This window comes from Spongiactinospora sp. TRM90649 (genome assembly GCF_029382225.1).
In the GTDB taxonomy this organism is placed as follows: Bacteria; Actinomycetota; Actinomycetes; order Streptosporangiales; family Streptosporangiaceae; genus Spongiactinospora.
The window spans coordinates 189678-203352 of the sequence record NZ_JARLTC010000009.1; the positions used below are offsets into that span (position 1 = coordinate 189678).

General features: G+C 65.8%; 7 protein-coding genes. 4 read left to right on the forward strand and 3 right to left on the reverse strand.

Annotated elements, in window-relative coordinates; translation table 11 throughout:
- Together P3X83_RS13365 and P3X83_RS13370 are read right to left on the reverse strand one after the other, a co-directional pair.
- Entirely contained in the window at positions 1 to 513 is a 513-nt protein-coding gene (locus P3X83_RS13365) for a S1 RNA-binding domain-containing protein (RefSeq protein WP_277305337.1), read from the reverse strand.
- A gap of 230 nt (positions 514 to 743) precedes the next feature.
- On the reverse strand, positions 744 to 8963 hold the full coding sequence (locus P3X83_RS13370) for a DNRLRE domain-containing protein (RefSeq protein ID WP_277305338.1): 8220 nt from the start codon (positions 8961 to 8963) through the stop codon (positions 744 to 746).
- A 950-nt stretch (positions 8964 to 9913) separates the two neighbouring features.
- Here P3X83_RS13370 and P3X83_RS13375 point away from each other — a divergent pair.
- The 4 genes from P3X83_RS13375 (at position 9914) to P3X83_RS13390 (ending at position 12786) form a co-directional block, all read left to right on the forward strand.
- The gene (locus P3X83_RS13375) at positions 9914 to 11185 is read left to right on the forward strand and encodes a hypothetical protein (RefSeq protein ID WP_277305339.1); all 1272 of its coding nucleotides are present in this window, start codon (positions 9914 to 9916) and stop codon (positions 11183 to 11185) included.
- A gap of 245 nt (positions 11186 to 11430) precedes the next feature.
- Complete coding sequence (locus P3X83_RS13380; RefSeq protein ID WP_346742709.1) at positions 11431 to 11775, forward strand: hypothetical protein; 345 nt, start codon at positions 11431 to 11433, stop codon at positions 11773 to 11775.
- Positions 11776 to 11835: 60 nt separating this feature from the next.
- Positions 11836 to 12162 carry a hypothetical protein gene (locus P3X83_RS13385; protein WP_277305340.1) on the forward strand — a complete coding sequence of 109 codons (327 nt, stop codon included), beginning with the start codon at positions 11836 to 11838 and terminating at the stop codon, positions 12160 to 12162.
- 282 nt (positions 12163 to 12444) lie between these two features.
- On the forward strand, positions 12445 to 12786 hold the full coding sequence (locus tag P3X83_RS13390; protein ID WP_277305428.1) for a PRC-barrel domain containing protein: 342 nt from the start codon (positions 12445 to 12447) through the stop codon (positions 12784 to 12786).
- A gap of 52 nt (positions 12787 to 12838) precedes the next feature.
- Here P3X83_RS13390 and P3X83_RS13395 read toward each other — a convergent pair whose 3' ends face one another.
- Positions 12839 to 13669, reverse strand: a complete 831-nt coding sequence (locus P3X83_RS13395) for an ion transporter (protein WP_277305341.1) — start codon at positions 13667 to 13669, stop codon at positions 12839 to 12841.
- Positions 13670 to 13675: the final 6 nt, after the last annotated feature.

Below are 13675 nucleotides of genomic sequence, written 5' to 3' on the forward strand. Positions count from 1 at the left end.
TCACGGGAGCGTGAATTCGACTTTGTTGCTGACAATGTTGACCGCTTCGACTTGGACGAGAATAGTTTCGCCAAGCGACGGCCAGGCATAGGCGGGCTTTCGCTCGAATTCGGCTGCGGGGATCAAACCTTCTATGCCAACATCGGGACGTACGAACACCCCGAACGGCAGGACCTTACTGACTTCGGCCTGGAGAGTCTTTCCAAGACAGGTGCGAGCAAACTTCAGCAGTGGCTTGGGTTGCAGCTCTCTGAGAGACAGCGATAGCTGCATTCTTTCTAGGTCCACCGCCAGGACCACTACTGCTACATTTTGGCCGACATTGACGATATCGGCAGGGTGATCGAAGCGACCCCAAGACAGGTTTACGTTAGTTATCACGCCCTCCACATCACCGAGATCTACAAAAACACCGAAATTTCTGATGTCCGCGATGACTCCATTACGGACCTGGCCGATCTCTAGAGCAGACAATGCCCTCCGATATGCCTCATCCCCTACGGTGCGGTCCATGGCGTCACTCCTTCCAGATAGATCCCCTATATCACAAATTTGATAGAATGTAATCCTTGCAACTTCCCGTTGTGTCTTCCGATTTTTTCTTTGTGCAACGACTCGAGGTGTGGCAGACATAGAGCCGACCCGCCCGCACGCCAGCCCGATACGAAGCATCGGGCTGGCATGGGGAGGACTATGCGTCGGTGACCAGCAGTAGCAGGTCGGCTTCTAGATTTCTGACGCCGCTACCAAGTGTAGCCGTTTCCGAGTTCATCTTGGTAGTAGTTTATCCAGCGCACGTTGCTTATATACGAGTTGAAGCGAGGTATCTCGTTGCGTGGAATAAGCCATTGATACTCGTGCGGTTTACTGTCGTGCGTGGTCCTGTACTTGCCGGGAGGAAACGCTTTTAGGAATCCCGGTCGCATCGTGTACTCGTGATAGCCGTCCTCATGCGTTCCCTGCGCCGCATAGTGCTGAGCTACACGTTCAGGATCTCCGAGATATGCCGTACCTGGGTGAACTCGACTCGGAGTTACGACGTCCGGATGATTCGCGGGATCCAGGCCCTTGGATTCGCTTAGCCTGTTACCCTTCGCCGGGGAGCGGTAGAGTTTGTACGAATCATCATCATTTTCATCGTTTTGTTGGACAGATTGACAGCCGGTCGCATTGGGCGTGTCGCCACAAAGCGACAGAACGGTGAGAAGCGTTCCGACGAACCCTACAATCGAGAGGATGCGTGCGGCAGCGCTCACCGGTGCCGCCGGTGGGGGTTGTGGCCCTATTACCGGCGCCTTCGGTACCGTAATCGGGGGCTGGGCGTAGCCCACACGCGGCTTGTTTTCCTCTGAATTGACCGGCCCTTTTGGAAGGTTTATATTGCGACTGTTACCGCAACTTCCTGGGCTTTTTTCACACCGCCAGTACCTGTCGTAATCGAACGTTTCTGACTTGAACTTCGGATTATGCCATGGACGGGGTTCGTGGCCGTCGATCTCGATGTTGGTGACGGGGTTTCCACCAGTGAAGGCGTAGCGATTGGCGGTCCAGGGATCTAAGCCGAGCCCGAGGTCGGCCAGGGCGCCACTGTAAGAATCGAGGGTGAGGAAGCGGTTGAGGTTGGGGTTGTAGTCCCGGAACCCCATGTCGTACATGCCGGTGGAGTTGTCCCAGCGCTTTGCGTTGAAGCGGTAGGGGTTGTACTCCTCCTTGGCGGTGGGGTCGGCGGGGTCGGGTTTGTCCACGCCGGTGAAGAGTTTGTCGTCGTTCTTGCCGTAGGCGGTGTAGCCGTAGGTGGCGCGGGTGTCGCCGTTCTCCTTGGTCAGGGTTTCTACGTCGCTGTGGGGGTTCTGGCCGTAGTAGGAGGACTCTTCGGAGTCGTCGGGGCCGACCTTTGTCTGGGAGAGGCGTTCGCCCCAGGGGCCGTATTGGAAGGACTTGGTGAGTTTGCCGGCGACCTCTTCGTCCAGGACCTCTTCTGACAGGCCGAGGTAGGAGTAGGTGGTCGTCTTGGCGCGGTCGGTGCCTTCCTTCTCGGTCTTGGAGGTGGTGCGGTCGAGCGGGTCGTAGGTGTAGGTGGTGACGGTGGTCTCGTTACCCTCGCCGAGCTTTTCGTGGCGTTTGACGTGGTCGAAGCCGTCGTAGACGTACTTCTCCAGGGTGGTGCCACCGCCGGTGATGGAGCGGAGGCGGCCGTAGGGGTCGTAGTTCTGATTCGCGGTCGCGCCGTCGGTGGTGGTGGAGATCAGGCGGTTGCGGTCGTAGGCGAAGGTGGTTTCCTTGCCCTTGACGTTCTCCTCATAGACGTTGCTGTTGGCGTCGTGGAGGTAGGTTTCGGTGGTCGCGGCACCGGTCACTGGAGTCTTGACCGTTTTGGCGATGCGGTCGCGTGGGTCGTACGCGTAGGTGTACGTGTGCTCCAGATAGGTGCCGGGGTCGTCGGCGTTCTGGAGTTTGGCCTCGTCGCGGCTGCGGTGCAGGTTGCTCTGGTAGCCGATGGTGTGCTCGGCGACGACTGCGCCGTTGGGCTTCTTCTCCAGGCTGTGGCGGAGCAGGCCGTCCAGGTAGTAGTCGTAGGTGACGGCGTTGCCGTTGCCCTTGGTCTCGGTCGCCCGTTCGGCGCGCGGGGTGTAGGTGTAGCGGGTGACCTTGGGGTCGGTGTCGGTCGCGGACTTGCGGTTGGTGACGGAGTCGACCAGGTCGCGGATGTCGTAGCCGTAGTCGGCGATGGTCTTGTCGTGGGTGCGGCGGGTGACCGCGCCGTTCTCGTTGTAGGTGTAGGTGGTGGTGTTCTTGACCGCGCCGTTGAGCTTCTCGACGATGCGCTCGATCTGGTTCAGGCCGGTGTAGGAGATGTCCCAGTCGTCGATCCTGGCGGTGGCGGTGCGGTCGAGGATGCCGGTCAGGTTGGCGTTGGGGTCGTAGGAGTAGGTGAAATCCTTCTTCTCTGCGTCGGCCGCATTGGTGTCGCGGATGAACTGGACGGCGTCGGCCGCCACCGTTCCGTTGGCCTTGTCGGTGAGAGTGACCTGATACGGCTTGTCCTTGGTGAAGGAGTACTTGCCGAGGTCGGCCCACTCACCCGGTTCGCGGGTCTGATCGAGAGTGGCGGTCGCGGTACCGGAGTCGTGCTTGATCTGGTACTTCGCGTTGGTGGCGGTGGCTCCGGCGGGGTAGCGGACCTGGACCTTGTAGGTGCCGGTCGCCGGCGGGGTCAGGGTCCAGGTGAGGGATGACGTGCCCGTCCCGGCGGGGGCGATGGCGTGGTCGTAGCCGAGGTCGGCCGATGTGGCCGATGGGCCTGCTGGGCGGCTCCAGGTGCCGGTCGTCTTGGTGGTGGTGTCGGAGTTGTCGGCGATGACGGCGTCGATGTCGAGCGGGACGCCGTTGTCGGAGTGGGTCCTGGTCTTGCCGTCCGGGTAGTACGACCAGTCCTGGGCCCGTTGGGAGGAGCCGCCCGCCGAGGTGACGGTGCGGTTGGTCTGCAGGCCGAGGGCGTTGTAGTCGTAGGCGGTCTGGATGTCCCACGGGTCGGTGCTGGTCTTGGTCCAGCCGTTGTCCCAGTAGGTCATCGTGGAGACGTTGCGGACCGTCTGCCCGTGGGAGGGCGGCTGGGAGATCTCCTTCAGCCGTGACACCGCGTCGTAGACGTAGCGGACGGAGTCGGGGGTGTTGTAGCGGGCGTCGTCGGGGTCGTAGGGGTGGATCTCTTCGATGGGCCGGTTGAGCTTGTCGTACTTGGTCTCGTTGACGAAGTCGGCCGCATCGTCGGTGGTCTCGACACCGCGTGGGGTGATGGTCTTGGTCTTGTTGCCGGCCTGGTCGTAGACGAACCGGGTGACGGTGTACTTGACCACCCCGTCCGCGGAGGAGTGCGGGACCTTGGTCTCGGTCACGTCCCCGCGTCTGTCCAGGGTGAGCAGGGTGGTGTTGTTCTCGGCGTCGGTGGTGGCGGTGACCAGGCCGTCACGGTCGTAGGTGGTGGCGGTCTGGTGACCGGCGGCGTCCTTGACCGTCTTCACCTGGTGGTTGCGGTCGTAGGTGGTGGTGACGGTGTGGTCGGCCGGGTCAGGGGTGGCGTTCTTACGCGGGTCCACCACTTTGGTCACGTTGCCGACGTTGTCGTAGGTGTAGGTGATCTTGTGGCGTTCGGCGTTCAGTACGTCGGTGAGCTGGTAGATCGGGTCGTAGACGTAGGTCGTGGTGAAGTCGCCCGGCGTGGCGGTCAGGTTGCCCTTGGGTTCGGTCTGGGCGGTCAGGTTGCCGGCCAGGTCGTAGGTCATGCTGGCCCTGCGCTCGGGGCCGTCGTCGGTGTCCTTGGGTAATGAGGATTCGAGGAGCTGGTCGGCCTTGTCGTAGACCGCGGTGGAGACGGCGCCGTTGGGGGCGGTCGTCTTGGTGATGTTGTCGTTGGTGTCGTAGACCGGGGCCGGGGTGGTGATGAACTTGCCGTCTGCCTGGTCCTTGGGAACGCGGCTTTCCAGTGGGCGGGTGAAGACGTCGTAGGTCTGGGTGGTCTTCTTGCCCAGCGCGTCAGTGACCGACAGCACGTTGCCGCGCACGTCGTAGGCGGTCTGCGTGATGTTGCCGTACGCGTCGGTGATCTTCGCCGGGTAGCCGGTGGGGTGGTAGTCGCCGTAGGTGGCGGGGTTGCCGTTGGCGTCCACCGACCGGAGCAACTGGCCGTACCCGTCGTACTCGTACGAGGTGGTGTAGTCGCCCGCCGCCGGGGAGGCGACGCCGAGCGGGTCGGTGACGGTCTTGAGGTTGCCCCGCGCGTCGTAGCCGAAGGCCCACTTGCGGCCTTCCGGTGAGGTCTTCTCGACCAGGTCGGCGATGCGGCCGTTGAGGCCGGTCCGGTAGACCAGCGTGGTGGGGGCGGTGCCGTTGGCGTTGGCCTCGGCGTCCTTCAGGGTCAGCGGGAAGCCGGTCCTGGTGTCATAGGTCCAGGTCGTGACCGAGCCGTTGGCTTCGGTGAGTTTGATGGTGTTGTGGTCGTCGTCCCATTCCGCCGATGTGGTCTCGTTCTTGGCGTTGGTGATCGATGTCGCTCTGCCGTACCCGTCCAGCACGTACCGCGTCGCGTTGCGCAGTGGGTCGGTGACCGTGGTTCGTACCGCGCGGGTGAACGGGCCGGTGTCGTAGTCGAAGGCGGTCACTCCGCCGAGCCGGTCCACGATCGAGGCGACCCGCAGCTTGCACCAGAACAGCGAGTGCGTGCGGTGGTAGGTGAACGTCGTGGTGTTGCCACGCGGGTCGGTGACCCCGGTCAGCTTGGTGTTGCCGGTTCCCCAGCCCGAGTCGTAGTCGAAGGCGAACGTCTTGGCCTGGGCGTCCCCGGCCCCATCGACGGTGCGGGCGAGTTCGCCTTTCAGGGTGTAGGTGAAGGCGACCTTCCGCCCGGCGATGTCGGTGATCGACTTGATGTTGTCGATGATGTGCGTGTTCGACAGCCGACGCCCGGTGACCTCGCGGCCTGCGCCGTCGATGTAGGTGTAGTCCTGCCCCTTCTTGTAGTAGTCGATCGTCAGGGTGCGGCGACCGGTGGCGTCGGTGATGTGCTGAAGGAACTTGGTGACCTTGTTCCAGCACTTGACGCGACGCTCGTAGCCGAACGACATGGTGTTGCCGTTCTTGTCGACGATCGCCGACTGGTAGCCGTCCTCGTCGAAGAAGAACTGCGTGCGGTCCGGCTTGGTGAAGACCCATTGGCGCAGCGGGTCACGGGAGATCCGGGTCGGGTCGTCCGGACGCGCCACCCGCTGGAGGTAGAGGTGAACGCCCTTCGGGCTCACGTAGTCACAGACAGACGGGTTGCACTGGCTGCTCGGACGCCCGTGGGTGTCCAGCGTCCAGGTGTGCGTGGTGCCGTCTCCGTCGGTCAGCCGGAGCTGTTGCGGCCAGTCGCTCCAGGTCGGGTGGAAGGTCAGCGGCGAGCCGAGCCGTTGCAGCGATGAGATCTGCAGCGACCAGCCGTACCCGGCCGATGAGGAGCTGGTGTCCAGGCTGTTGTAGGTCATCCGGGCGAAGGTCTGCGGCCCGCGCGAGGGGTTGGAGAACGCGTTGTAGCCCCACACCAGGTTCCCCGAATAGGCGTTGACCAGGGCGGTTCCGCCCGCGCCTGTGTTCTTGCCGGAGTAGGTGTAGAACTTCTCGGCGCCGAGCTGGTCGCTGGTGGGAGCCTCCAGCCGGACCCGTTGCGGCAGGCGCGGCAGGCGGTGGGTGCCGGATTTCCAGCCGGTGCCGTCCCAGATGTCCCAGCTGAGCGTGGCGGCCTCGGCCTTGTTGGTGCCCTCGCCGGTCAGCTCCGGCGCGGTCACGGCGGCGGCGACCACGGTGCTCTGGCCGGGGGCGAGGTCTTCGGGCAGCGAGGTCTTGGCCTGGTTGGCGGGGGTGGAGACCTCGGTGCCGTCCGGCTGGGTCCAGTGGTAGCTCAGTTCGGTGGTCTCGGCCGGCCACACGTGGTCGGTGGTGTTGGTCACCACCACGGGAACCTGCGTTGATGCGGCGGTGTCCAGCCGGTCGGGAGTTCCAGGGGCGTAGAACGTGCTGGCCCCGTCGGAGGTGTCCCGGTAGGTGACCCGCAGTCGCGGGCGCAGCAGCGGCTCGTCGGCCTCGGTGGACAGGAACGAGATCGACTGCTTGGCCGTACCCGCCTCGTTGGCGACCTTGACCAGCAGCCCGTGGTTGGCCGCCGGGTCGGCGAGCCACGCCTTGGCCGCGCCGGTGACGGTCAGCCGACGCCAGCCAGGAGCGGCGGTCAGCCCGGAGGCCGAGCCCAGGGCCGGGGCGGCCAGGTCACCGCCGGGGGTGGTCCACGGGGTTGCCCAGGTCGCGGACTCGTCGAACCCCTTGGTCAGGCGGTGGGCGTCGAGTCGTACGCCGGAGCCGGTGGCGTTCGCGCTCCACAGCGACAGCGACGCCTCACTGATCTGTGCGCCTTCGGGAATCTTGGCGGCGAAGTCCTCGAACTTCAGCACCGCGCGGGTGTTGCCCTGCGGGGTGGCGGTGTTGCCGACCTGCAGGCGCTTGCCGTCGTGGGCCGCGGACGGCTCGCCGGACGCCAGCGTGGTGTCGGCCGAGCCGTCGATCAGCGTGGTGATCAGGCCGGGACGCGGCAGGATCACCCGTAGTTCCTGGGACGGCACCGCCTCCCCGTTGGCCAGCACCGCCTCGATCCGGTACGTGGCCTCGTGGGTGTATTCGGGGTCGTAGACCGCGTACGGGTCGCCGCCGCTGCTGGTGTCGGTATACGACGTAACGTCCGGCGGCAGCGTGGTGACCAGTTCGTCCTCATCGGTGGACTGGCCGTTGCCGTTCTGGCAGCCGGACGGGCAGTACCGGTACAGGCGGTACTCGGCCAGGTCATCGGACGCGTCGCCGGGGGTCGGGTCGGCGTACGGGGTCCAGGTCAGGTCCGAGCCGAGGGCGGTGGCGACCGGTCCCGGGCTCAGTGTGACGGACGGCTTGCCCCAGGTGATGATCAGCCTGGGGTGACTCGTGGTGTCGCCGATCATGCCGTCGCCGCCGTACAGGTCCTCGCTCGACTCGTACACCGGCCCGCCGACCTTGCCGGTGGCGCTCTCGTCGGCGGCCTTCAGCACGATCCCGTCCATCGGCGCGTCCGCCGAGGACAGCCAGCCGTTCACCACCGCGGTCACGTTGAAGGAGTGCCGGCGTGACACCTCGCCGGGCTGGCGGGTGACGGTGGAGGCGACGGTGGGCGAGTAGGTCGGCTGGTCGTTCCAGGTGACGTCGTAGGAGTCCCATTCGGAGGTGATCTCCCGGGCTTCCACGGTCACCGGGCCGGCCTCGCCGAGCGCCTGGTCGAAGTACGTCTCCAGGTGGGCTTCGTCGATCCGCGATCCGATCGGGATCTCCGAGGGGATGTTGAACCGCAGCAGCGCCCGGTTGATCCCGGTCGCCGTCTTACCCACCGGCAGTTGCCAGGCACCGTCGAAGTTGGCGGTACGGCGGGCGGAGTCGACGTAGGTGTCGAACCGCTCGGGCGACAGGCGGAAGGTCGGGTCGATCAGCACCGGCCACTTACGGTCGGGCGCGGCCAGCCAGCCCGCGTCCGGAGTGATGGTGATCGTGGTCTGGCCGTCCTTCTCGATGAGGTCCTGCTTGACGGCATCGGTGTGGCGCAGTCCGTACGGCGAGCCGGGATCCTTGGCCGAGTCGACCATGAACGGCTTGGGTACGGTGAACGCCGCCGTCCCGTCATCGGCGGTGAAGGCGATGGAACCATCGGCCTGCCGTACCGGCTTCAGCCCCTCGCCCTTGACGGTGAAGGTCAGCGGCGCGGTCGGCGGCTTGGACAGCACGATCAGCTCTTTCAGGCCCTCCGGCGTGACCACGTAGACCAGATCGGCCCCGTCCCACACCCCGGGATAGGTCACCTTGGAGCCCTCGGCCTTGGGCGTGATCCTTCTGGCCTCACCGGGCAGGCCGATGGTCACTCGGCGGTCGCCGATGGCGGCCTGTGCGAGCTTGTCGGCCTTGTCGCCGAAGCGGGAAGTGAACCCGGCGGCATCGTTGCCGAGCACGAACCCCTGGTCGGCGACCGGCCGGACACGTGGGTCGATGTCGCGCCAGACGCCCTTGGCGTCGCGGTAGTGCGCCGGCACCGCGGACACCTCGGCCTGGCGACGGCCGTCCTCCAGCTCGAACACCTTGTTGTGCGCGGTGCGCTCACCGGGCAGCTCTTTGACCCGCTTTCCGGGCTTGGCGGGCTCCCGCGCGGGTGGCGGATCGGCGCGGCCGGGAAGAGCGGCCATACCTTGGGCGGGACGCGTCCCGCCTTCGGGCTCGGGCTCCAAGGTCTCCCGCAGCCAGTTGAACGGCGCGGCCATCCACGTGCCGACCTTGGATAACAGCGCGCCGCCCGGGAGCGTCGCGCGGGTATCGGCAAGCGCGGATGAAGCAGGGGCGAGAGAGGCCGTCAGCATGACGACCGTCACGACGATCGTGAGCCGGCGGAGCGGCCAGCGCCACCGTTTTCTGTTGGTCTTGCGCGAGGTTCGGACCGAACGTAACAGCGGAGAACTCATAAGTCACCCCGGGTGATCTCGGTCGCTACGACGCCCCGAGGGTAGGAATTCGAACAGATACTGTAAATATCCACGGTATGTGTCCGCGAAAATACGATGTAACACAGACAGGGGAACGCCCGATGTCTATGACTCCCCCACGCGACCCACCTTGGCGCGCAGGCCGCCGTCACGTACGGCGACCTGTACGGCGGCGCCCGAGGGACGGAACCTCACCGGCATTACGGTCAGCCCTCTACCGGACGTTCTCCGAGAACCAGAAAGGCACTGTGATATAGATCACACTTACAGAAATGGCGTTATATACTATTTCAGCAAGGCTGAATACCAAATAATCTTATGCCCGGTGACCTGCGGATATATCACACGGAAACGCGTAAGATACCTGCCGTCGCCTGGATTTCGAGAATCGAGCAAGAGGACCTGGTCACCTCACTCTCCGCTCAGATCACCGGACAAATGGGCACAATCCGCACGCCAAGCTCCGCAGTCGCCTGGGGCCGCGCCGACACCCCGACGCTGCACGCCGCCCAGTGGTCGATCCGGCGATGCCGACCCCAGGCCCAGGCACGCCCGCTCCTCGAACACGGCCGCCCGACTATGGCAGAAGCCAATAGCTCAGCAGATAAATGGATACTGCCGTAATACGGATCATTGGCCTTATTTCATGCTGATAGGACCGGTCGACATCGGTCATCGCGTGAGGTATTTCTATTCGTTCCCGGGACCGCGATCCCCAAGTGAGTGCCATAGTTAGGGCAGGTCAAGACCACGCACCAGAGATGAACCTCTGGCACCTGGCTACCTGAACGATCAGGAACGGAGTGAACGCGTTGGGCGCAGGTCGTATCCCTCACCCCGTGGATCCTCGTGAGTCGCCCTGGCATCTGCTGGGGGCCGCCATCCGGCACTGGCGGGTCATCGGTTCGGGCACTCAGCAGACGACGGCCAAAGCGGCATTGGTCGATGCGGGGGACCTCTCCAAGTGGGAGCGGGCGGTGATGCGGCCGACCAGACCGGCAGTTTGTTCTCTAGATCAGCATTTCGGCGCCGGTAACCAACTTATAGCCCTATATGACATTATCTCCGAGCTGGAGAGACTGCATAAAATAGCGGAGAACAGCACGCACGAATTCAAGGAGGACGCCACGGACCGCAGACGACTACTACAATTCGCCGCCGCCGCCGGAGTGACCGTGACGGCGGGTGATCCCACACGGCTGTTGTTCGAGCTGGCGCTGGGCGGCGAGCCGCGCACCGCCGAGCAGTGGCACCGCAGCACGATGGATCATCTGCACGCGCTGCGAACCCGCGCTCCGCGCGTGGTCGCCGACGAGATCCTGATCGACCTGATGCTGCTGCGCGAGCAGATCGGGCGTCCCGGCGGCGATGACACGATCGAGTTGCAACGCGCCCTGGCGGTGCTGGCCGCGTTCTACTCCAGCATGAAGGTCCGTCTGGGCGACCACGGGACCGCGCTGCGGTTCTACCGCACGGCCAACCGGGCGGCCGACGCCAGCGGGGATCTGGATCTGCGCCTTCGAATCCGCGCCCATGAGGCGTATCACAGCCTCTTCGGGCCACGCGACCCCGCCGTGGTGCTGGAGATGGCCCGCGACGGACAACGGCTGACCGATGGCCGGCCTTCGGTGGGGCTGGCCTCGTTGGTATGCGAGGAGGTCAAGGCTCTGGCCGACCTCGGGCGAAACGCCGAGGCCGCGAGCCGCCTGCAAGACCTGGAAGACCTGGCCGAGGCAGACCTTCCCGCGATCCCGGGCTTCTGGGAGTCGGCGGCCGATAGGGTCTCCTGGGCCGCACTGTGGGTTCACGCCAAGGCCGGGGACGAGACGTCACTGTCCGGCGATATCGACCTGTTGCGCATCGGCTCGGGTAACTACCAGTACAGCACCTCGACAACGTTGCATCGGGCGCTCTGCACGGTGGCGGCTGGCGGAGTGAAGAACGGCACGCGGCAGGCCACCACCGCCATCGCCGCGCTGCGGCCGGAGTTCCGCAACGAGATGATCACATGGACCGCGCACAGGGTGCTGCAAGCCGTCCCGCGTGACCAACGAGACCGAGGCGAGGTCCGCGAGCTGGCCCACATCCTGTCGGCCAGGACGTCGGCCTGACCAACGCCGGAGTAGCGACGCGGCGTACCACGGGCGCTCCGGAGACCACGGTCAGGGCGGCGGGCGCAGGCCGAGGAGGGTGGCGAAGCGCAGGGCGGTGTCGAGTTCGGTCCGGGTGCGGCCGTCGGAGAGGCCGGCCTGGGTGAGGTCGTGGATGCGGCCGAGGCGGTACTTGCCGCCCGAGGGGGGCCGCGCGGTTCGGCTACTGGGGCAAGGTCCTGGCCGTCGCGGCGGAGCGGTGCGGCGTGGCCGGGCTGATCATCGACGGCGGCGTCCGCGACACCGCCCGGCTGCGCGAGCTGGGCTTCCCCGCCTTCAGCACGCACATCGCCATCCGGGGAACCGGCAAGCGGTGGCGGGGGACCGTCGGCGCGCCGCTCGTGCTGCGCGGACGCCCGGCCAGGACCGGCGACCTGGTCGTGGCCGACGAGGGCACCCCGGCCCGGGTCGAGACCTTCGCCGATGCCCTGTCGGCCCGTCTGCACGCCGACGGCCTGACCCCGCACCAGCTCATCGAGGCCCAGCACGCGCTGGAGCCCGCCGCCGCCGAACCGGCCGCCAATGTCCGATTTGCGAATATTTGCCGCTGATCGGGGTGGGCCACACCGTGCGTCCGGTATTGAAACGGTGAACGGGAAAGGAGACCCGCCATGGCCCAGCGCCACAAGATCAAGTCACGTAAGGAACACGAGGATCACCCCGGCGAGACTCTCGTCACGACCCAGCACGACGTGATCCGGAAATGGGCGGAGGAGCGCGGCGCCGTGCCCGCCACCGTCCCGGGCACAGAGCACGACGGCCACGCCGGCGTGCTGCGCCTGGACTTCCCCGGTTACGCGGGCAAGGACCTGGCGCACATCGACTGGGACGCCTGGTTCAGCGCCTTCGACCAGCGCGGCCTGCGCTTCATCTACCAGGAACACCTCAAGGACGGCGACACCAGCAACTTCTTCCGCCTGGAGAACTCCGACGGCTAGCCGTCACGGCGTCACTGAACCGGCGCAGGCCCACGGCTTCCGCCGGCTCAGCCGACGGCCTTCTCCAACAACGGCAGCGGCCTTCCGCCGGGAGTTCGCCAAGGCCACGCCGGCCGCCGCCATCGGCGCGCTCTGCGGCGTCGCGGTGGCCGCCGACGCCGAGGTCCTCCGCGAGCTCCGCGTTCTCACCGCGCTGCGCCAGGCGTTTGTTTAACGCCCCATCGGCGGGAAGCAGAACGGGGCCATCGTCTCCGAGAATCAAGGAGGATCTTCGTGTCCGACATGTGGAACTACCGTCCTGGCGTGTACGACGACGACAGCCTCAACATCGTCGACTTCGACGTCGAGGCCACCGACGGCTCGATCGGTACCGTGGACGAGGCCCAGCACGAGGTCGGCTCCCGCTACATCGTGGTGGACACCGGCCCGTGGATCTTCGGGTCCAAGCACGTGCTCCCGGCGGGGACCGTGGACCGCATCGATCCGCAGCAGCGCAAGGTCTACCTGGCGCGGACAAAGGCGCAGATCAAGGACGCTCCGAAGTACGACAAGGACACCTACCGTGACGCCCCGTACCGTGACGAACTCGGCGGATACTACGGGCGCACGGGCGGCACGCTGTAGCAGTAGCCGGTTCGGTTCACCCCGGACCGTTCCGAGCGGCCGCCCGCCGATCTCAGGCGGGCGGCTCGGCTCCCACCCTCGCCGCCTGGCCCGGGTGGGCGAGGAGCCGGTCGAGCTTCGCGTGGACGGTGGCCAGCTCCGTCCGGAGCGCGGCCAGTTCGGCCTCGGCCCGCGCGTCGCCCGCGCTGGAGTCCGCCTCGTGCATGGCGTTCACGACGACCGCGATGAACAGGTTGAGCGCCACGAAGGTGGACATCAGGATGTAGGCGATGAAGAACACCCACGCCCAGGACTTGTGCTCCATCACCTCCTGGGCCACGTTCCCCCAGTCGTCGCCCGTCATGATCTGGAAGAGCGTGAACAGCGACCGGGGCAGGTCGTCGAAGCGGTCGGGGACGATGTCGCCGAACAGAGTGGTCGCGATCACGGCCGCGATGTAGACCATCAGGACCAGCAGCCCGATGATGGAGATCATCCCGGGGACCGCGCTGAACAGCGCGCCCACGACGCGGCGCATGCTGGGCACCGCCGACACCAGCCGCAGCGCGCGCAGGATGCGCAGCGACCGCAGCACCGACAGCGGTCCTGAGGCGGGGATGAGGGCGATGGCCACGATGGCCGTGTCGAACCAGTTCCAGGGGTCCGACCAGAAGGCGCGGCGGTAGGCGTAGAGCCGCGCGGCGATCTCGACGGTGAAGACCGCCAGGGCGATCCGGTCCACGGCGTGTAACAGCCCGCCCGCGCGCGCCATCACATGCGCGCTGGTCTCCATGCCGATGGTGATCGCGTTGACCACGATCACGGCGATGATCGCGTGCTGCGTGACGGGGTGCTCCAGGACGGCGCGCGCACGCTCGCGCCCCGGGGATGTGTTCTCGGTCATCGCGGC

Bases quoted from the DNA above. Each gene is read 5' to 3' on its own strand.
- P3X83_RS13365 (WP_277305337.1), bottom strand. From the start codon at position 513: ATGGACCGCACCGTAGGGGATGAGGCATATCGGAGGGCATTGTCTGCT.
- P3X83_RS13385 (WP_277305340.1), top strand. From the start codon at position 11,836: ATGGCCCAGCGCCACAAGATCAAGTCACGTAAGGAACACGAGGATCAC.
- P3X83_RS13390 (WP_277305428.1), top strand. From the start codon at position 12,445: ATGTGGAACTACCGTCCTGGCGTGTACGACGACGACAGCCTCAACATC.
- P3X83_RS13395 (WP_277305341.1), bottom strand. From the start codon at position 13,669: ATGACCGAGAACACATCCCCGGGGCGCGAGCGTGCGCGCGCCGTCCTG.